Raw genomic sequence first — 19,931 nt, 5'->3', positions numbered from 1 at the left:
CCGTCACCTGGGCAGCGTGCCGCCGACGGCCGACCGCCTGCTGGCGGCGCTGGACGATGCGCCGTCGCTGGGCGAGCGCTCGCCGCTGCGTCAGACGCTGCTGCACTTGGCGGCCGAGTACCTGGGGCGGGTCGGCCAGGATGGCAAGCCGGCGGACCCGGTGGCACGCTTCCACCTCGGCAATGGTGCGCGGGTCGAGCGGCTCAACTGGGCGGCCGACCTGTCGCCCAACGGCGTCAAGCAGTCCTGGGGGCTGATGGTCAACTACCTGTACGACCTCAAGCGCCTGGACAAGCACCGCGCCCTGCTCGCCGACGGCAAGGTGCCGGTGTCGGGCGACATCGAGGGGCTGCTGCTCTGAGCGCCTGCTGAATCCCCGGGCCGATTCCATCCCACAAGCGCCGCCGGCCCCGGCGCATCCAAGACGAGAGACGGAGACAAGCCATGACCCCCCAACCGATCCATCGGCGCAGCCTGCTGCGCCTGGCCGCGGCCGGAGCCGCTGCCGCCTGCGCCGGCGTGCGCGCCCAGACCGCCTGGCCCAGCCGGCCCGTGACGCTGGTCGTGCCCTTTCCGGCCGGCGGCGGCACCGACGCCTTCGCCCGGCCGCTGGCGGCGCAGTTCACCAAGACGACCGGCCACACGCTGGTGATCGACAACCGTGGCGGCGCGGGCGGCACCGTGGGCGCCAGCATCGCGGCCAAGGGCGCGCCCGACGGGCACACGCTGTTCATGGGCGCGGTGCACCATGCCATCGCGCCGGCGATCTACCCCAGGCTGGACTACGACATCGAGCGCGACTTCGTGCCGTTGATGCTGCTGGCCAACGTGCCGCAGGTGGTGGTGGTCAACCCGCGGCGCGTCACCCAGCCGGGCATCAAGGAATTCATCGCCTACGCCAAGCAGAACCCCGGCAAGCTCAACTACGCCTCGGCCGGGGCGGGCACCTCGCATCACCTGGCGGGCGAGCTCTTCAAGCTGCAGACCGGCACCTTCATCACGCACATTCCCTACCGCGGCGCCGGGCCGATGCTGCAGGACCTGATCGCCGGCAACGTGGACTGCGGGTTCGACGGGCTGGGCTCGTCGGCCCAGCACATCAAGGCCGGGCGCATCAAGGCGCTGATGGTCTCGGGCGCGCAGCGCAATGCCGCCTTCCCCGACGTGCCCAGCGCCAGCGAATCGGGCCTGCCCGACTACACCGTCACCACCTGGTACGGCCTGTGGGCGCCCAAGGGCACGCCGCCCGAACTGGCGGCGCGCATCACCGAGGACATGCGCCGGACGCTGGCCGCCGACGAGCTCAAGACCATCTGGGCCAACAACGGCTCCGAGATCCCGAACCTGACCGGCGCGGCCTATGGTCAGTTCGTCTCGGCCGAGGTCAAGCGCTGGGCGGCGGTGGTCAAGGCCTCGGGAGCCAAACTCGAATAGATTTGGCCTCCATGAGCGACAAGAACGATGCCATCGACCTGGCGCGCGAAGGCGCCATCGCCACCCTGACGCTGCGCAACCCCGGCCGGCTCAACGCCATGACCCGCGGCATGTGGCATGGCCTGCAGGCCGCCGCCGAGGGGTTGGCGACCGACGCCAGCCTTCGCTGCGTGGTCGTGCGCGGGGAGGGCGGCGCCTTCTGCGCCGGCGGCGACATCTCCGAATACCCCGCCTTCCGCTACGACGTGGCCAGCCTGCGGCACTTCCACGAGGAAGAGGTCTGGGGTGCGCTGGCGGCGCTGCTGGCCTGCCCGGTGCCGCTGGTGGCGCAGATCGAGGGCGCCTGCATGGGCGCGGGGCTGGAGATCGCCAGCTGCTGCGACATCCGCCTGGCCGGCGCCTCGGCCCGCTTCGGCGCGCCCATCGCCAAGCTGGGCTTCCCGATGGCACCGCGCGAGGCGGCGCTGGTGCGCAGCCAGATCGGCGACGTGCTGGCGCGCGACATGCTGCTGGCCGCCGGCCTGCATCCGGCGCCGAGGCTGCTGGCGGCGGGTTTCCTTCTGGACGTGCTGCCCGACGCGGAGGTGGCCGATGCGGCCTGGCGCCATGCCCAGCGCATCGCTAGCCTGGCGCCCCAGGCCGCCCGGCTGCACAAGGCCACCTTCCGCGCCCTGGCCGCGGGCGAGATGCAGCAGTTGCTGGCCGGCGCCTACGACTATGCCGACTCGGCCGAGCACCGCGAAGGCATCGACGCCTTTCTGGCCAAAAGGCCGCCCCGCTTCGGCTGAATCCGTGAATACTCGGCCCCTGTCCAAGAACCCCTCCCCATCCAACCGCTCCTTCGCCTTCCCCTCTTCATGAGCTCCACGCCCAACGCCAACCTCTTTGCCGCGCTGCGCGCCGCCTTCCCGCACGACCTGGACGAGATCGCCGTCGAGACCGACGACGGCCTGGCCTATTCCTGGCGCGACCTGGAGCGGGCCAGCGCCATGATCGCCAACCTGCTGGGCAGCCTGGGGCTGCAGGCTGGGGCCCGGGTGGCGGTGCAGGTCGAGAAGTCGGTGGAGGCCATGCTGCTGTACCTGGCCACGCTGCGCGCGGGCTACGTCTTCCTGCCGCTGAACACCGCCTACCAGCGCGCCGAGATGGAGTACTTCATCGGCAATGCCGAGCCCGAGGTGGTGGTGTGCACCAGCGCCAACCTCGACTGGGTGGAGCCCATCGCCAAGACGGCGGGCACGCGCTGGGTGTTCACGCTGGACGACGACCGCACCGGCACGCTGCTGGGCCATGCGGCCACCTGCAGCGCCGAGCACGAGATCGTGCGCAAGGCCGACGACGATCTGGCGGCCATCCTCTACACCAGCGGCACCACCGGCCGCAGCAAGGGCGCGATGCTGTCGCACCGCAACCTGCGCAGCAATGCCGAGGTGCTCAAGACCTACTGGGGCTGGACGCACGGCGACGTGCTGCTGCACGCGCTGCCCATCTTCCACGTCCATGGGCTGTTCGTGGCCATCGACGGCGCGCTGCTCAACGGCAGCAAGATGCTCTGGTTCGGCAAGTTCGATCCCAAGCGCGTCATTGCCAAGCTGCCCGAGGCGACCGTCTTCATGGGTGTGCCCACGCTCTATGTGCGCATGCTGGCCGAGCCCACGCTGAGCCTGGCGGCCTGCGACAACATGCGCCTGTTCATCAGCGGCTCGGCGCCGCTGCTCATCGAGACCTTCAACGACTGGCAGACGCGCACCGGCCACACCATCCTGGAGCGCTACGGCATGAGCGAGACCATCATGCTGACCTCCAATCCCTACACCTCGGTGCAGGGCGCGCGGCGAGGCGGCACGGTGGGCTTTCCGCTGCCGGGCGTCAAGCTGCGGGTGCGGGCCTACGAAGACGGCAAGCCGCCGCGTGACTGCGAGCGCGACGAGATCGGCAACATCGAGGTCGCCGGCCCCAACGTGTTCGCCGGCTACTGGCGCATGCCCGAGAAGACCAAGGAGGAGTTCACGCCCGACGGCTTCTTCAAGACCGGCGACGTTGGCAAGGTCGACACCCTGGGCTACGTGACCATCGTCGGCCGCAGCAAGGACCTGATCATCAGCGGCGGCTACAACGTGTACCCGGCCGAGATCGAGGGCTACATCAACGAGATGCCCGGCGTGGCCGAGAGCGCGGTGGTGGGCGTGCCCCATCCCGACTTCGGCGAGGTGGGCGTGGCGGTCGTGGTGGGCAAGCCGGGTGCCTCGCCCGACGCCGATGCCATCGTGGCCGAGCTCAAGGCCAAGCTGGCCAACTTCAAGATCCCCAAGCGCTGCTTCGTCGTCGACGAGCTGCCACGCAACCAGATGGGCAAGGTGCAGAAGGCGCTCTTGCGCGATCAACACAAGGCGCTGTTCGCGTGAACGCAGGCCTGCCGGGGTCATCGCGGCAGGCGCAACAAGAAGGCCGGCTGCGGTGAACCGCGCCGGCCTTTGTCATGCTGTGCCGGATGTCCGGCGCAAATCGGCTACTGGACCAGCAGCACCGGCAGGTCGGCCTCGGCGATCACCTTTGTGGCCACCGAGCCCATGAGCGCACGGCCCAGGGCGCCCTGGCCACGGGTGCCCATCACGATCAGGCCGGCACCGGCTTCCCTGGCGGCGGACACGATCTCCTCGGCGGCCTGCCCGTGGCGGGTCTGGACCGAGGCGTTGGCGATGCCCAGGCCTTGCAGCAGCTGCTTCACCGGGTCGATCACCTTGGCGCCTTCTTCCTTGTAGTACTCGGCCAGGGTGTCCTTCGCGATGTGGCGGCTGGCATGCGGCGGCAGCGCCGGGCACACATGCACCAGCACCAACTCATGGCCATCGACAAACATGCTTCGCTGGGCGGCGATGTAGTCCAACGCCTTGCGGGTGAACTCACTGCCATCCACGGCGACGACGATCTTCATTGCTCTTGCTCCTTTTCTGGGGTGAGGACATGCGCCGCGAGGGCGCAGCCCAGTGTGGCCGCTGGGGCCCGCGCTCATCGCAATACCAGCACGGGCAATGTGGAATGGGTGAGCACGTGCTGCGTCTCGCTGCCCAGCAGCAGCCGCTTGATGCCCTTGCGGCCGTGCGAGGCCATCACGATCAGGTCGGCCTTGTGCTTGCGCGCGGCACTGATGATCGACTCGGCCACCAGGTCGGACTTGACGACCGCGGCCCGCGCCTTCACGCCCTTGGCCTGCACCTGCGTCACCACCTTGTCCACCAGCTCGCGCGCCTGCTCCGACCATTGCTTCTCGATGCGCGCCACATCCTGCGTCTCGAACACCACGGCGCCTTCGAGATAGCTCACCGGGTAGCGGGGCACGACGTTCAGCACCACGACCTCGGCGCCGCAGGTCTGGGCGAGCGCGATGGCATGCTGGACGGCTTTCTTCGACAGGCTGGAGCTGTCGGTCGGGACGAGGATGCGCTGGTACATGAGGAAGGCTCCGTGTTGATGTGGCTCCAGCATAGGCAGCACGGCGCGGCTGAAACTTGACCGAGGTCAAGGCCGACGAGGGTGCGCACGCGCAGCATCGGTGCATGCAAGCTGTCCTTCCTCTAGGCTCCGCCAGCGCTCCGACGGAAGCCGACGTCCAGGCCCGCACGGCCCTCGACGACCCGGCCGAATGGCCGGCCTTCGGCCATGAACTGCGCGCGGGCGGAGACTGGGAGTCGCAGGTCTGCGTCGACGGCATCCACTGCGCGGCCTGCGCCTTCACCATCGAGGACGCCCTGCTGCGCCTGCCCGGCGTGCGCAAGGTGACGGTCAATGCCGCGAGCCGCCGTGCGCGCATCGTGTGGTCGCCCACGCAGGTGCAGCCCTCGCGCTGGTTCGCGGCCGTGGCCGAGGCCGGCTACCGCTTCGCGCCTGCCGCCGATGCCTCGCTGCGCATTGCACGGCAGAAGGAAGCAAGGCGCGCGCTCTTCCGCTGGCTGGTGGCCGGCCTGTGCATGATGCAGGTGATGATGTATGCGCTGCCCGCCTACGTCGCCGGGCCGGGCGAGATGACGCCCGACATCGAGCGCCTGTTGCGCTGGGCCTCGTGGGTGCTCACGCTGCCCGTCATGGCCTTCGCCTGCGGGCCGTTCTTCGGCAGCGCCTGGCGCGATCTGCGCCATGGCCGCATCGGCATGGATGTGCCGGTGGCACTGGGCATGGCCATCGCCTTCGCGGTGAGCACGGCCGGCACCTTCGACGCCGAAGGGCCGCTGGGCCATGAGGTGTACTTCGACTCGCTCACCATGTTCGTGTTCTTCCTGCTCACGGGACGCTGGCTGGAGTCGCGGCTGCGCGACCGCACGGCGGGTGCGCTCGATGCGCTGGCCGGCCGGCTGCCGGAGACGGCCGAGCGGCGGCAGATCCACGGCGGCTTCGAGCGCGTGCCGCTGCGCCGCGTGCAGGTGGGCGACGTGCTGCGCGTGCGCCCCGGCGAGTCCTTTCCGGCGGACGGCATCGTGGTCGACGGCGACACGCTGGCCGACGAGGCGCTGCTGACCGGCGAGTCGCGCCCCGTGGCCAAGCCCTACGGCGAGACGGTGCATGCCGGTAGCCACAACCTGTCGGCGCCCGTGCTGGTCCTCGTGCGTCAGGTGGGCGGCGGCACGCGCTTCGCGCAGATCGTGGCGCTCATGGAAAGCGCGGCCATGCAGCGCCCGCGGCTGGCCGCGATGGCCGACCGCATCGCGCGGCCCTTCCTTCTTGCGGTGGTGCTCGCGGCGGGCGGTGCGGCGCTGTGGTGGTGGCCGGTGGACCCGGGTCATGCGCTGATGGTCGCGGTCTCGGTGCTGATCGTGACCTGTCCCTGCGCGCTCTCGCTGGCGACGCCCGCGGCCATGCTGGCCAGCGCCGGGGCGCTGGCACGGCGTGGCCTGCTGGTGGCCCACATGCAGGCGCTGGAATCGCTGGCCACGGCGCAGACCGTGGTCTTCGACAAGACCGGCACGCTCACGCGCGGCACGCCGCGGTTGGACCGCGTCTACAGCCGCCGCGGCACGCTACCCGGCGACGCGCTCGAACTCGCGGTGGCACTGGCCGAAGGCTCGCTGCACCCGGCCGCACGGGCGCTGCGCCACGCCTGGGAGGCACAGCACCGCCTGCCGCCTGCATGGCGGGCCGAGGCCGTGCAGGAGCAGCATGGCCAGGGCATGCAGGGCACGCTCTGGCCGTCGCAGGGCGATGCACCGGCGCGCCATGTCCGTCTGGGCAGCGCCGCCTTCTGCGAGGCCCGCGCGCTCGAGACCGACGCCATGCAGGTGCATCTCAGCGACGACGAGGGCTGGGTGGCCAGCTTCGCGCTCGCCGAGGACCTGCGGCCTGAGGCGCCGGCTGCGATCGCACAACTCAAGGCCCAGGGCCTGGCGCCGCGCCTGCTTTCCGGCGACCGCGAGGCCGCGGCACACCGCCTGGCGGCCAGTGCCGGCATCGACACCGCGCGCGGCGGCTGCAGCCCCGAGGACAAGCTGCACGAGGTGCGCCGCCTGCAGGCGCAGGGCAGGGCGGTGGCCATGGTGGGCGACGGTCTCAACGACGGGCCGGTGATCGCGCAGGCCGATGCCTCCTTCGCCTTCGGCAATGCCGTGCCGCTCACGCAGGCGCGGGCCGACTTCGTGGTGCTGGCCGATTCGCTGCAGGCGGTGCCGGACACCGTGGCACAGGCGCGGCGCACGTTGCGCATCGTGCGGCAGAACCTGGTCTGGTCCGCGACCTACAACGCGCTGTGCGTGCCCCTGGCGCTGGCGGGCTGGCTGCCGGCCTGGCTGGCGGGTCTGGGCATGGCGCTCAGCTCGCTGGTGGTGGTGCTCAACAGCGCACGCCTGTCGCGCATGGATGCTGCCGAACGCCAAACGCCAGTGGCCTCGGCAGAGCGCATGCCTGCGGATGCCACGCTGGTGCCGCTAGGCTGAAGGGGCAAGACCATGGACATCCTCTTCGTGCTGGTGCCGCTGTCGGTGCTGCTGGTGCTGCTGGTCATCGCGGGCCTGTGGTGGGCCGTGGAGCGCGGCCAGTTCGATGACGTGGAACAGGAAGGCGCGCGCATTCTGCAAAGCGATTGATCTCCGTCAATCGACCGGTGGGAACCGAGTCGGACACTGCCTACAAGTTCCTCAACCTGGTTCCCAAGATGCAGTCCTCCCACTCACCTGCGGCGCTCTACAACGACACAGTCGTGCGCCAGTTCTCGCTGATGGCCGTGGTCTGGGGCGTGGTCGGCATGCTCGTCGGCGTGATCATCGCCGCCCAGCTGACCTGGCCCGATCTCAACCTCGGCATTCCCTGGCTGAGCTACGGGCGCCTGCGGCCGCTGCACACCAACGCGGTCATCTTCGCCTTCGGCGGCTGCGCACTCTTTGCCACCAGCTACCACGTGGTGCAGCGCACCTGCCAGACGCGGCTGTTCGCGCCGGGTCTGGCGGCCTTCACCTTCTGGGGCTGGCAGGCCGTCATCGTGGCCGCGGCCATCAGCCTGCCGCTGGGCTACACCACCGGCAAGGAATACGCCGAGCTCGAATGGCCCATCGACATCCTGATCACGCTGGTCTGGGTGTCGTATGCCATCGTGTTCTTCGGCACGGTGGGCACGCGCAAGGTCAAGCACATCTACGTGGCCAACTGGTTCTACGGTGCCTTCATCATCGCGGTGGCCCTGCTGCATGTGGTCAACAGCGCCGAAGTGCCTGCGGGCTGGATGAAGAGCTACTCGGCCTATGCCGGTGTGCAGGACGCCATGGTGCAGTGGTGGTACGGCCATAACGCGGTGGGCTTCTTCCTCACCGCCGGCTTCCTGGGAATGATGTACTACTACATCCCCAAGCAGGCCGAGCGCCCGGTCTACAGCTACCGCCTGTCGATCGTGCACTTCTGGGCGCTGATCTTCACCTACATGTGGGCGGGCCCGCACCACCTGCACTACACCGCGCTGCCCGACTGGACGCAATCGCTGGGCATGCTGTTCTCGCTGATCCTGCTGGCGCCCAGCTGGGGCGGGATGATCAACGGCATCATGACCCTGTCGGGTGCCTGGCACAAGCTGCGCACCGACCCGATCCTGCGTTTCCTGATCGTGGCCCTGTCCTTCTACGGCATGTCCACCTTCGAGGGCCCGATGATGTCCATCAAGACGGTCAACGCCCTCAGCCACTACACCGACTGGACCATCGGCCACGTGCACTCCGGCGCCCTGGGCTGGGTCGGCCTGATCTCGATGGGCTCGCTCTACTACCTGATCCCGCGCATGTGGGGCCGCACCACGATGCACAGCATCAAGGCCATCGAGCTTCACTTCTGGATGGCCACCATCGGCATCGTGCTCTACATCGCCGCCATGTGGATCGCCGGCGTGATGCAGGGCCTGATGTGGCGCGCCATCAACCCCGACGGCACGCTCACCTACACCTTCGCCGAAGGCGTGAAGGCCACCTTCCCCTTCTATGTGGTGCGCCTGCTGGGCGGCCTGCTGTACCTGGGCGGCATGCTGGTCATGGCCTGGAACGTGTGGATGACCGTGATCTCGGGCCGTGCCGTGCGCGCCACCATCCCGGCCCCGCAAGCGGCCCATGCCTGATCGAACGGAGCACAAGAACATGAGCCAGACGACGCCCTCCACGTCCACCGGCTTCTCGCATGAGAAGGTCGAGACCAACAACTTCCTGATGATCGTGCTGATCCTGCTGGTCGTCGCCGTCGGCGGCCTGGTGGAGATCGTGCCGCTGTTCTTCCAGAAGTCCACCACCGAGCCCATCGCCGGCCTCAAGCCCTACACCGCGCTGCAGCTGGCCGGACGCGACATCTACCTGCGCGAGGGTTGCTACAACTGCCACTCGCAGATGATCCGCCCCTTCCGCGCCGAGACGCTGCGCTATGGTCACTACTCGGTGGCCGGCGAGTTCGTGTACGACCACCCCTTCCAGTGGGGCAGCAAGCGCACCGGCCCCGACCTGCAGCGCGTGGGCGGCAAGTACAGCGACGAGTGGCACCGCATCCACCTGAACAACCCGCGCGACGTGGTGCCCGAGTCCAACATGCCCGCCTACAGCTGGCTGGAGAAGAACACCGTCGACGCCGCGGCCCTGCCGTCCCACATGCGGGCCCTGCGCAAGGTGGGCGTGCCCTACACCGACGAGGACATCGCCGGTGCCCAGGCCGCCGTTGAGGGCAAGACCGAGATGGAAGCCACCATCGCCTACCTGCAGTCGCTGGGCCGTGCCCTGAAGTGATCGAACGAGGAGTACCCACATCATGGACCTGACCACCCTGCGTTCCATCGCCACTGTCGTGTGCTTCGTGCTCTTCCTGGGCATCGTGGCCTGGGCCTACGCGCGGCGCAACCGTGCCGGCTTCGAGGAGGCAGCACGCCTGCCCTTCGAGCAGGACTGAGCGCCCCGCGCCAACGCATCGAACGAGAGAGATCACGATGAGCGACTTCATCAACAACTTCTGGTCGAACTACGTCATCGCCGCCACGGTACTGAGCATCCTGGGCTGCGCGATCCTGCTGTGGATGACGGCGCGCAAGCGCGTCGTCGCCGACAAGGACAACACCACCGGCCATGTCTGGGACGAGGACCTGCGCGAAGCCAACAACCCGCTGCCGCTGTGGTGGGTGGGCCTGTTCATCATCACCATCGTCTTCGCGGTGGGCTACCTGGCCTTCTTCCCGGGCCTGGGCAGTGTGCAGGGCAAGCTGGGCTGGAGCTCGGCCGGCGAGTACAAGGCCGAGGTCGAGAAGGCCAATGCAGAGCTGGCCCCGGTCTATGCGCGCTTTGCCAGCGCACCGGTGGAGCAGGTGGCCGCCGACCCCGCAGCTCGCGCAATCGGCGAGCGGCTGTTCATGAACAACTGCGCCCAGTGCCACGGCTCGGACGCACGGGGCAGCAAGGGCTTTCCCAACCTGACCGACAACGACTGGCTGCACGGCGGCACGCCCGACAAGATCATCGAGACCATCACGATGGGCCGCGTCGGCGTCATGCCTCCCATGGCCGCGGCCGTGGGCACGGCGGACGACGTGAAGAACGTGGCCAACTACGTGCTCAGCCTGTCGGGCAGCCCGCACGATTCGGTGCGCGCCGGCCTGGGCAAGGCCAAGTTCGCGGTCTGCGCGGCCTGCCACGGCGCGGACGGCGGCGGCAACCAGGCGCTGGGTGCGCCGCGGCTCAACGACAACATCTGGCTGCACGGCTACGGCGAGGCCGCCATCATGGCCATGGTCAACAACGGCAAGCAGAACGTGATGCCGGCGCAGAACGAGCGGCTGACCGAGGCGCAAATCCGCGTGCTCGCGGCCTATGTCTGGGGCCTGTCGAACAACGCCGCCACGGCTTCGGCCAAGCCCTGAGCGGCTTCCTGAACCGACGAGTCCGACCTCTTACGCAACCCTGGCGCCTGCGGGCGCCCACCGCCATGTCCGCATCTTCCAACGCGCCCACGCCCAATACGCGGCGCGTCATCCCCATCGCCGCCGAGCCGCCGGCCGAGGAGGCCGTGTCGCTGTACGCCGCCAGCAAGAAGATCTACCCGCGTGCGGTGCAGGGCCTGTTCGCGCGCTGGCGCTGGGCCATGGTGGTCGCCACGCAGCTCGTGTTCTACGGCCTGCCGTGGCTGAGCTGGGGCGAGCGGCAGGCGGTGCTGTTCGACCTGGCATCGCGGCGCTTCTACCTGTTCGGGCTGGTGCTGTATCCGCAGGACCTGATCTACCTGTCGGGTCTGCTGGTCATCTCGGCGCTCTCGCTCTTCCTGTTCACGGCCGTGGCGGGGCGTCTGTGGTGCGGCTATGCGTGCCCGCAGACGGTGTACTCCGAGATCTTCATGTGGGTCGAGCAGAGGATCGAGGGCAGCCGCACGGCGCGCATACGGCTGGACGGCGAATCGCTTTCCATGGAGAAGCTGGTCAAGAAGGCCTACAAGCACATCGTGTGGATCGCCATCGCGATGTGGACGGGCTTCACCTTCGTGGGCTACTTCACGCCCGTGCGCGAGCTGGGCCTGGCCTTCCTGCAGACGCAGATGGGCTCCTGGGAGGTGTTCTGGGTCTTCTTCTATGCCTTCGCCACCTATGGCAACGCCGGCTTCATGCGCGAGCAGGTGTGCAAGTACATGTGCCCTTATGCGCGCTTCCAGAGCGCCATGTTCGACCGCGACACGTTGATCGTCACCTACGACCCGGCCCGCGGCGAGCCGCGGGCGCCGCGGGGCCGCAGCGTGGACTACAAAGCCCGCGGCCTGGGCGAATGCATCGACTGCGACCTGTGCGTGCAGGTCTGCCCCACGGGCATCGACATCCGCCAGGGCCTGCAGTACGAATGCATCGGTTGCGGCCAGTGCGTGGATGCCTGCAACACCGTGATGGAGAAGATGAACTATCCGCGCGGCCTGATCCGCTACGACACGGTCAACGGCATGGCGGGCCACTGGAGTCGCGCGCAGCTGTGGCGCCGCGTGCTGCGGCCGCGCGTGCTCGTCTATGCCTCGGTGCTCATGCTGTTGGTGGTGGGCATGCTGGTCAGCCTGGTGGCCCGCACACCGCTGAAGGTGGACGTGGTGCGCGACCGCGCGTCGCTGGCCCGCATTGCCGAAGGCGGCCGGCTGGAGAACGTCTACCGCCTCCAGATCATGAATGCCACCGAGCGGCCGCAGAAGTACCGGCTCGCGGCGCAGGGGCTGGAGGGCATTGCCGTCTCCCCCGACACGCCGGTGGAGGTCGGTCCGGCCGAGGCCCGCTGGGTGGCCGTGCGGCTGAGCATTCCCTACGGCAGTGCCACCCCCGGTTCGCACAGCGTGCGCATCGAGGTGGGCGAGGAGGGCGGCGGCGCCCATGTGGCCGAGAAGGCCGCCTTCCTGGTGCCGCGCTGATTTCGCAGCGCAGCGACTACGCAACCATCACGACGAGGACCCATGATGAATCCGACGACGCTTGCTTCCGCACCCCGTGTCGAGCCTTCCAGTGGCCCCTGGTGGCGCCATCCGCTGATGTGGATGGTGGTGGGCGGCCCCGCCGCGGTGGTGGTGGCCGGCCTTGCCACGCTGTGGCTGGCAGTGCACAGCCCCGATCCGGTGATCGAGGCCGACTACTACCGCCGCGGCATCGAGATCAACCGCACGCTGGAGGCCCAGCGCGCGCTGACCCCCGCGCAGCAGGCCCGCAATCACGTGACAACGCCAACGCGGAACCTGCCTCCCGCACAGCCTTGACATGGCGCGTCGCTCACCGGCACGACCGTCCGCGGCCAGACATGCCCCGCTGCGGCGCCGCCCGCGGGGCGGTCGGCGCCCCGCAACCAAGAAGACGGAGACCTCCAGCATGCTGCGCCAGCCTCACTGCCTGATGGCCATCGCCTGGCCGGCCTTCCTGGCCGCCTGTCTGATGGAGTTCCTGGTCTTCGGCTTCGTCGATCCGGCCGAGCTGCGCTGGTTCGGCCATGTGCTTGAGATGCCGCGGCAGGCCATCTACGCGCTGGGCTTCTTCGGCTTCTGGGTCGTGACCATGGTGTGCAGCGCGACGACGGCACTGCTGATGCGCACGCCGGCCCAGGTCAACGCGCAGCCCGGGCCTGCCGGGCAGGCCTGAACCCCTGAAACGACGAAGGACGCCGAGGCGTCCTTCTTGTTGATGGTGTGCCGGCTGGCCTGGCGGGCCGCCGGCCCCGGGGCTCAGGCGCAGACCGTGGGGTTGACCATCCGCCGCAGCGCTTCCGCGTCGAGGATGCGCACATGCCGCTGGTTGACCTCGACCACGCCGTCATCGACGAACTTGGAGAGGGTGCGGCTCACGGTCTCGAGCTTGAGGCCCAGGTAGCTGCCGATCTCCTCGCGGGTCATGCGCAGCACCAGCTCGGAGGCCGAGAAGCCGCGCGCGTGCAGGCGCTGCACCAGGTTCAGCAGGAAGGCGGCCAGACGCTCTTCGGCGCGCATGCTGCCCAGCAGCAGCATCACGCCATGCTCGCGCACGATCTCGCGGCTCATGATCTGGTGCACATGGCGCTGCAGCGCCGACACCTCGCGCGACAGCTCCTCGATGCGGTCGAAGGGCATCACGCAGACCTCGGAATCCTCCAGAGCCACGGCGTCGCAGGTATGGCGGTCGTTGACGATGCCGTCCAGGCCGATGATCTCGCCGGCCATCTGGAAGCCGGTGACCTGGTCGCGGCCGTCCTCGGAGGTGATGCGGGTCTTGAACACGCCGGTGCGGATGGCGTAGAGCGAGACGAACTGCTCGCCGTTGTGGAACAGCAGTTCCTTGCGGCGCACCTTGCGGCGCGTGGCGACCAGCGAATCCAGTCGCTGCAGTTCCTCCGGCGACAGGCCCACGGGCATGCACAACTCGCGCAGGTTGCAGTTGGAACAAGCGACTTTGATGGATTCTGGGGTCATGGTGAGTCCGACTCTGTAGGGTGGGGGGACGGCCCGACGCCTCGCTCGTGGGGTCTGTGGCGTCCGAAGGCTCCCTTGTCAGTCATTCTCCGACAGCGATCAACTTTCTGTTTGACGTGGATCAAGCGCCGATCATGGCTTCGAACGCACATTAGAGGCAACAACCCTGGCGCTGCTGTGCCCTCCTGCTGCGATGAGTTCCCTGCCCATCCCGTCCTCCTGCGCGGCCGAGCCCGCGGTGCTGTCGACGTCGCTGCTGCGCCGTTTCGACGTGCCGGGCCCGCGCTACACCTCCTACCCGACCGCCGACCGCTTCGTGGAGGCCTTCGGTCCCGCGGAGTATGCGCAGGCCCTGGTCCAGCGCCGCGAGGCGGCCGGCGCGCGCGCGCTGCCGCTGTCGCTGTACGTGCACATCCCGTTCTGCGAGTCGCTCTGCTACTACTGCGCCTGCAACAAGATCATCACGCGCCACCATGAGCGCGCAGCCGAATACCTGCAGGACCTGCTGTGCGAGCTGCGCCTGCAGGTGGCCGAACTGGGCCGCGGCGAGCCGGTGAGCCAGTTGCATCTGGGCGGCGGCACCCCCACCTTCTTCAGCGACGACGAGCTCTCCACGCTGATGACGGCGCTGCGCGAGGCCTTCGACTTCCTGCCGGGCGCGGAATGCTCCATCGAGGTCGACCCGCGCACGGTGGACGAGGCCCGTCTGTCCCACTTGGCGGCGCTGGGCTTCAACCGCCTGAGCTTCGGCATCCAGGACTTCGATGCGCAGGTTCAGAAGGCGGTGCACCGCATCCAGCCGGCGGCCGAGGTCTTCGCGCTGATGGCCGCCGCACGGCGGCTGGGCTTCGCTTCGATCAACGCCGACTTGATCTACGGCCTGCCGCGGCAGAACAGCACGTCCTTCGAGCGCACGCTGGCGCAGGTGGTGGAACTGCGGCCCGACCGCATCGCCCTGTACGCCTACGCCCATCTGCCTGAGCGCTTCAAGCCGCAGCGCCGCATCCTGTCGCAGGAGCTGCCCGACGGCCCCACCAAGATCGACATGCTCTCGCGCGCCATCGGCGTGTTCGGCGAGGCGGGCTACGTCTACATCGGCATGGACCACTTCGCGGTGCCGGAGGACGCCCTGGCCGTGGCCAAGCGCCAGGGCCGGCTGCACCGCAACTTCCAGGGCTACAGCACCCAGCCCGACTGCGACATCATCGGCCTGGGCGTCTCGGCCATCGGCCGCGTCGGTGCCAGCTACAGCCAGAACGCCAAGACGCTGGAGGACTACCGCGACCGCCTGCAGCAGGGCCAACTGCCCGTGGTGCGCGGCCTGGCCCTGGGCCGCGACGACGTGGTGCGCCGCGCGGTCATCATGGCCATCATGTGCCAGGGCCGCATCGACTTCGAGGCCATGGGCGCCGCCAATCTGGTGGACTTCCGCCAGTACTTCGCGGCCGAGCTGCAGGCGTTGCAGCCCCTGGCGGAGCAGGGGCTGGTGCGCCTGGATGCGCGGGAACTCGAGGTCACGCCGGCCGGCTGGTATGTGGTGCGCGCCATCGCCATGGTGTTCGACCGCTATCTGCAGGCCGACCGGGCACGCACGCGCTTCTCGCGGATCATTTGAAGCGTGATGGATGCATCCGGCGCGCTCGCGGTGTCGGCCCTGCTGCTGGGGCTGACCGGCGCGCCACATTGCGCCGTCATGTGCGGGCCCGCCTGCGCAGCGCTCGTACCGCCGCGCCCTGAGCCGCAGCATGCGGTGGTGCCTCTGCTACCCCTGGCGCGTTCGGATGCTTCCGCATCCGGACTTGCCGCGCCGAATCACCTGGGCGGGCCATCGGCAGCCTTCCAACTGGGGCGCTTGCTCGGCTATGCGGCCGCCGGCGCCGTCGTGGCAGCGGCTTTCGACACGCTGGCGTGGCTCCGGGACAGCATCTCCTTGCTGCGGCCGGCGTGGGTCCTGATGCACGCGGGCATCCTGGCCTGGGGCCTGTTGCTGGTCGCCTTGGGGCGGCAACCGTTGTGGGCATCGCGGGTCGGGGCCGCTGCGCTGCGCCGCTTGCGGCCGCTCGCGGCCAGTCCAGCGCGCCGGATGCTGCTCGGCGCGGGTTGGGTGCTCATGCCCTGCGGCATGCTCTATTCCGCGCTCATGCTTGCCGCCCTGGCGTCGCAGCCGCTGCAGGGTGCCCTGGTCATGGGCCTGTTCGCGCTGGGCGGCGCCGTGGCACTCAGCGGCGCACCCTGGCTCTGGCATCTGCTGCGGCGCGGGCCGGACGGCGCACAGCCGGTCTGGGCCAGCCGTGTTGCCGGGGCGCTCCTCATGGTCGTCGCGGCCTATGCGCTTTGGACGGACCTCCACCGCGACATCGCGCGCTGGTGCGCCTGAGCGTCCGACCCGTAGCGGCCCGGCCCGCCGCGGTGTTACTGAACCGAATTTTTACTGTTGATCACGTTTTGTCGGCTGCATGCCGCTAAAGAGAGGGGCTGTACATAAGTTCCTTGGGCTCCCGCGCACTTCGGCATAACTTCGGATGAAGTTTCCAAGTCGGGGTGGGCCGGTGCTCGTACAGCACGGGCTGCTCCGTCGCCTCGCCGTTCAGGCACAAGGAGTCCACGGGCCCGCCATGTCGAAGCTTCCCTCGACAACCACTGTCTTTTCGCTGGATCGGCGTGGCCAAGGCCGGCTGCGGGGGCGCGACATCGTGCGGCGCTTCGTCGCCCAGAGCCAGGGCGCACTGGATTGACGGCCGTTCATGTGCATGCGCGCCTTGCCCCCACCCGCCTGGCCGTTGCTGCATGTGCGTTCATCGCGGGCCTTGCCCCTTGTGCGGCCCAGACCTTGGCGGCCAGCGAATTGCGGGTGCAGCCGATGAGCCGGTTCGAGGCGGAGCAGGCGCGGTTGCGCAGCCAGCTGGAACAGGGCCCGCCCACCTACGTCGATCGGGTGATGGACGACGCCGAGCCGGCCGCCGGCGAAGCCCAGGGGCCCTCGTCCGCTGCTGCACCCGAGGGTGTGCGGTCGTGGCTGCTGGAATCCCGCGCGGGCTGGGGCCGGTCGGCGGCCACGGGCTCCCGCACCTCGCGGGGCGCGGAGGCCGGCATCCGCGCCGAGTACCGGCGCGAGACCCTCAACCTCGGGGACTGGTCATTGCAGTTCGACGGCCGCGCGTATCGGGGTGATCCCGAGGCCAGCCTTTACGGCGCGGGCACGCTGGGCATGTCGAGCGAGCCCAGCGGCGGCCGGTTCGCCCTCCGGGTGCTGGGGTTGCCGCTGACGCCCAGCCGTTTCGTCGACGCCACGGTGGGCGACTTCCATGCCGAGCGCACCGATGGCCTGTTGCGGCACGACCGGCTGAGTCTCGGCACCACGCCGCTGCGCGGCATGGCCGTGCGGCTGTTCGACGACGACGGCGAGTGGCGGATGGGCAGCGGCCAGCGTGGCTGGCTGGTGGGTGGACCTTACCCTGCCTTCGAGCGAAGCCAGGGTAGCCGCAGCTGGCTGGGGACGACACGCAAGCTCGATGGCGACCTCTTCGCCGCGCTGCAGGTCGAGCAGGCCGACGACGTTCCCGCCTACTACAGCGACCGGCTGACCGGCCAGGGCGCGGGCAGCAAGGACGTGCGCAGCATGGCCGCGTCGTTCGGACGCAATCCGTGGCCACTGCGCGAGGGGGAGCCGCGATTGCGCGCCACGCTGATCGTCAGCAGCGTCAGCAGCCGCACGGCTGGTGTCGCGCAGGGCAGCGCGGCCGGCTTCTTCGGCGAAGGGGCGATGCGGATCGGCAATGTCAGGCACAGCTTCAGTGCCTATGCCGCGCAGCCCAACCTGCATTTCGGCGATGCGCCACTGTGGACCGGCACCCGCGGCGGCCATTGGCGGATCGACAGCAGCAGCGCCAGGCTCAGCTGGGGCGCGGGCATCGATGCCGACCGCTCGCCGCTCGACCCCACGCGCGCCGGGTTCGACCGTTCACGATGGGCATACACGGCCAACGCCCAGTACCTGGTGAGCCGCGAGACGCTGTTCGGCGGCAACGTCTACGCCACCCATGTGCACAGCCGGAACGGGCCGGACGCTTCTGTCGACGGTGGGGGCGGTGCTGCCGACCCGGCCACCACACAGCGCAGCATGGCGGCCACCCTCTATGCGCAGACGCGATTCGGTGGTCTACCGCGCAGCCGGCTGGCTCTGACGGTGCAGCGCAACCGTTATGTCGCGGCGGACAGCGACGCCGCCACAGGGCAGGAATTGACGTGGGAGCAGGACTGGTTCGACGCGCGCAACGCCGGCCGTGCGATGCAACTGACCACGACCCTGGGCTTTGCGCGCGACGAGGGCCGGGCCGCCACCCAGCGCTATCCGACTGCCGGTGTCCAGTTCCGCCAGAGCCTGGACAGCGCGCTCGAGCTCCAGGGCAGCCTGCGCTACACCTCACGCAGCAGCAACCTGTCGACCAGCCGCGGGCTCTCCGGCAGTGTCTCGCTCGACCGGGCCCTCACGTCCGGCTGGCGCGTGGGCGCGATGCTCAGCCTCAACCAGGCGCGCTCGGCACTGGTGCCGGCGGCCTTCGATGCGCCGCAGGTCTATCGCAGCAACGACAAGTCGGTCTACCTCTACGTCCGCTGGCAAGGGCAAGCGGGACGGGCCTATGCCCCCCTGGGCGAGCGCCGTCCCGGCAATGCGGGCAGCGGCGACATCGAGGGCCGCGTGTTCTTCGACGCCGATGGCGATGGCCTTCAAGGCGCTGGCGAGCGGGGTGCCCGGGGCATAGAGGTGGTCCTGGACGGGCGTTACCGGACCACCACCGACGGGGACGGCCGCTTCGCCTTTCCCACCGTCGCGGTCGGTCGACACCAGGTCAGTCTGGCGACCGAGAGCGTCCCGCTGCCCTGGTCGGATGCCGGTGCCGCGCAGACCGTGGACGTGCCTCTGCGGGGCGCGAGCCATCTCCAGATTCCGTTGGCAAGAGGGGCGCCATGAGCGCCCGCCGGGCCGTTGCGACGGCCGGACTTAGCTATTTCTCCTTTTTCCACACCACAGAGAGGAACCCATGACATCGAAGCAACTGTTCTTGCGCCACCTGCTGGTCGGCGCACTCGCCGGCCTGACGTTGGTGAGCGGCACGGCGCTGGCCGAGTCCACCTACGGCTACAACGCGGCCGGCAGCGGCACCGTGACGGCCACGGCACGCGTCAATCTGTCGGTGACGGTGCCCAAGTTGATCCTTCTGCGCATCGGCAGCGCCAACACGACCGTCGACACCTTGTCCTGGACGTCGACCTACAGCATCCCGGCGACACCCACGGTACCCGTGGCAGGCAACAACACGGCGGTGGCGTGGGACGCCACGGCGCCGACGGTCACCGCAGGCACCAACCCCGGCGCGCTCACGGTCAGCGCCTGGACCAATGCCGGGACCGGCACCATCAATTGCTCGGTTGCCGCCTGGAGCCCCGCCAGTGGCGGACCGGCCAACGCCAACTTCGCCGTCACGGCCACCGGCACGCTGCCTCATCCGGGCGCGACGCTGGGCGCCTGCGCGTCCACCAGTTTCACGAGCAACACACTGGCGACCGGCACCTGGGCCTATGCGTTGGGCGGTACGGCTTCCAGCTGGACCGCGGGCGCGTACACGACGACGGTGACGTATACGGCAACCGGGGTGTGAGCGGCATGCAAAACATCACGATGCACGACACGACGCGTCGCCAACGGGATTGCCTGGCCCTCTCGGCCGGCACGAAGCAGATTCGGGCCGGCCTTGTTTGGCCTGTCCTCCGGGCCAGCACCATCTTGGCCGCCACGGTTGCCATGGCCTTTCCTGCGGGTGCCGAGTCGACGTATGGCTACAACGCTGCAGGTTCGGGCACGCTTACGGCCACCGGACGGGTCAACCTCTCGGTGACGGTGCCCAAGCTCATCCTGCTGCGCGTCGGTGCCGCCAGCGGCGTGCAGGCCAATCTGAGCTGGACGCCGTCGCTCAGCATTCCGGCGGTGCCGACACCGCCAGCCGCCGGCAACAACACGGCCGTGAACTGGGATGGAAGCGCACCCACGGTCTCGGCCGGCACCCAGCCTGGAAGCCTGACTGTCGCGGCCTGGACCAACGCGGGTTCCGGCA

20 protein-coding genes and 1 pseudogene are annotated in these 19,931 nt (G+C 69.2%); 18 read left to right on the top strand and 3 right to left on the bottom strand.

The features are described 5' to 3' along the window. The 4 genes from QZ772_RS08725 to QZ772_RS08710 all read left to right on the top strand — a co-directional run. The coding region (locus QZ772_RS08725) for a malonyl-CoA decarboxylase family protein (RefSeq protein WP_295524792.1) at positions 1–361 on the top strand (361 nt) is incomplete at its 5' end. Positions 362–444: 83 nt separating this feature from the next. Further along, a complete protein-coding gene (locus QZ772_RS08720) occupies positions 445–1,434 on the top strand; it encodes a tripartite tricarboxylate transporter substrate binding protein (RefSeq protein WP_295524790.1) in 990 nt (329 codons plus the stop codon). A gap of 11 nt (positions 1,435–1,445) precedes the next feature. Next, positions 1,446–2,222 carry an enoyl-CoA hydratase-related protein gene (locus QZ772_RS08715; RefSeq protein WP_295524787.1) on the top strand — a complete coding sequence of 259 codons (777 nt, stop codon included), beginning with the start codon at positions 1,446–1,448 and terminating at the stop codon, positions 2,220–2,222. Positions 2,223–2,291: 69 nt separating this feature from the next. Beyond that, positions 2,292–3,839 carry a malonyl-CoA synthase gene (locus QZ772_RS08710; RefSeq protein ID WP_295524785.1) on the top strand — a complete coding sequence of 516 codons (1,548 nt, stop codon included), beginning with the start codon at positions 2,292–2,294 and terminating at the stop codon, positions 3,837–3,839. Positions 3,840–3,943: 104 nt separating this feature from the next. On the opposite strand, the gene QZ772_RS08705 is transcribed toward QZ772_RS08710, so the two are convergent. Further along, positions 3,944–4,369, bottom strand: a complete 426-nt coding sequence (locus tag QZ772_RS08705) for a universal stress protein (protein WP_295524782.1) — start codon at positions 4,367–4,369, stop codon at positions 3,944–3,946. Between the two features lie 74 nt (positions 4,370–4,443). Next, entirely contained in the window at positions 4,444–4,887 is a 444-nt protein-coding gene (locus QZ772_RS08700) for a universal stress protein (protein ID WP_295524780.1), read from the bottom strand. A 104-nt stretch (positions 4,888–4,991) separates the two neighbouring features. Between QZ772_RS08700 and QZ772_RS08695 the strand changes: the two genes are divergently transcribed. The 9 genes from QZ772_RS08695 to QZ772_RS08655 all read left to right on the top strand — a co-directional run bounded on the left by QZ772_RS08695 (position 4,992) and on the right by QZ772_RS08655 (position 13,015). After that, on the top strand, positions 4,992–7,355 hold the full coding sequence (locus QZ772_RS08695; protein WP_295524778.1) for a cation-translocating P-type ATPase: 2,364 nt from the start codon (positions 4,992–4,994) through the stop codon (positions 7,353–7,355). 12 nt (positions 7,356–7,367) lie between these two features. Beyond that, positions 7,368–7,505, top strand: a complete 138-nt coding sequence (gene ccoS, locus QZ772_RS08690) for a cbb3-type cytochrome oxidase assembly protein CcoS (RefSeq protein ID WP_295524776.1) — start codon at positions 7,368–7,370, stop codon at positions 7,503–7,505. Between the two features lie 68 nt (positions 7,506–7,573). Next, a complete protein-coding gene (ccoN, locus tag QZ772_RS08685) occupies positions 7,574–9,013 on the top strand; it encodes a cytochrome-c oxidase, cbb3-type subunit I (protein ID WP_295524794.1) in 1,440 nt (479 codons plus the stop codon). Positions 9,014–9,032: 19 nt separating this feature from the next. Continuing rightward, positions 9,033–9,665: a cytochrome-c oxidase, cbb3-type subunit II gene (gene ccoO, locus QZ772_RS08680; RefSeq protein WP_295524774.1), complete on the top strand. Its 633-nt coding sequence runs from the start codon at positions 9,033–9,035 to the stop codon at positions 9,663–9,665. 22 nt (positions 9,666–9,687) lie between these two features. Further along, on the top strand, positions 9,688–9,825 hold the full coding sequence (locus tag QZ772_RS08675) for a CcoQ/FixQ family Cbb3-type cytochrome c oxidase assembly chaperone (protein ID WP_017761489.1): 138 nt from the start codon (positions 9,688–9,690) through the stop codon (positions 9,823–9,825). 37 nt (positions 9,826–9,862) lie between these two features. Continuing rightward, positions 9,863–10,786, top strand: a complete 924-nt coding sequence (gene ccoP / locus QZ772_RS08670; RefSeq protein ID WP_295524772.1) for a cytochrome-c oxidase, cbb3-type subunit III — start codon at positions 9,863–9,865, stop codon at positions 10,784–10,786. Positions 10,787–10,851: 65 nt separating this feature from the next. Then, positions 10,852–12,300 carry a cytochrome c oxidase accessory protein CcoG gene (ccoG, locus tag QZ772_RS08665; protein ID WP_295524770.1) on the top strand — a complete coding sequence of 483 codons (1,449 nt, stop codon included), beginning with the start codon at positions 10,852–10,854 and terminating at the stop codon, positions 12,298–12,300. Positions 12,301–12,345: 45 nt separating this feature from the next. Beyond that, positions 12,346–12,639: a FixH family protein gene (locus tag QZ772_RS08660; RefSeq protein ID WP_366510562.1), complete on the top strand. Its 294-nt coding sequence runs from the start codon at positions 12,346–12,348 to the stop codon at positions 12,637–12,639. A gap of 109 nt (positions 12,640–12,748) precedes the next feature. Continuing rightward, entirely contained in the window at positions 12,749–13,015 is a 267-nt protein-coding gene (locus QZ772_RS08655) for a hypothetical protein (protein WP_017761485.1), read from the top strand. Positions 13,016–13,098: 83 nt separating this feature from the next. On the opposite strand, the gene fnr is transcribed toward QZ772_RS08655, so the two are convergent. After that, entirely contained in the window at positions 13,099–13,818 is a 720-nt protein-coding gene (fnr, locus tag QZ772_RS08650) for a fumarate/nitrate reduction transcriptional regulator Fnr (RefSeq protein WP_114804033.1), read from the bottom strand. Positions 13,819–14,011: 193 nt separating this feature from the next. Here fnr and hemN point away from each other — a divergent pair, with 193 nt between their 5' ends. The 5 genes and pseudogenes from hemN to QZ772_RS08625 all read left to right on the top strand — a co-directional run. After that, on the top strand, positions 14,012–15,433 hold the full coding sequence (gene hemN, locus QZ772_RS08645) for an oxygen-independent coproporphyrinogen III oxidase (protein WP_295524763.1): 1,422 nt from the start codon (positions 14,012–14,014) through the stop codon (positions 15,431–15,433). A gap of 6 nt (positions 15,434–15,439) precedes the next feature. Beyond that, positions 15,440–16,195, top strand: a complete 756-nt coding sequence (locus tag QZ772_RS08640) for a sulfite exporter TauE/SafE family protein (RefSeq protein ID WP_295524761.1) — start codon at positions 15,440–15,442, stop codon at positions 16,193–16,195. Between the two features lie 453 nt (positions 16,196–16,648). Beyond that, on the top strand, positions 16,649–18,790 hold the full coding sequence (locus QZ772_RS08635) for an SdrD B-like domain-containing protein (RefSeq protein WP_295524759.1): 2,142 nt from the start codon (positions 16,649–16,651) through the stop codon (positions 18,788–18,790). Positions 18,791–18,860: 70 nt separating this feature from the next. After that, a complete protein-coding gene (locus QZ772_RS08630; RefSeq protein ID WP_295524757.1) occupies positions 18,861–19,478 on the top strand; it encodes a hypothetical protein in 618 nt (205 codons plus the stop codon). 5 nt (positions 19,479–19,483) lie between these two features. Next, positions 19,484–19,931: pseudogene (locus QZ772_RS08625) on the top strand (hypothetical protein); the annotation flags it as partial.

The organism is uncultured Pseudacidovorax sp. (genome assembly GCF_913773995.1).
Lineage (GTDB): Bacteria > Pseudomonadota > Gammaproteobacteria > Burkholderiales > Burkholderiaceae_C > Xenophilus.
This window is presented reverse-complemented; position numbering and strand designations above follow the sequence as displayed.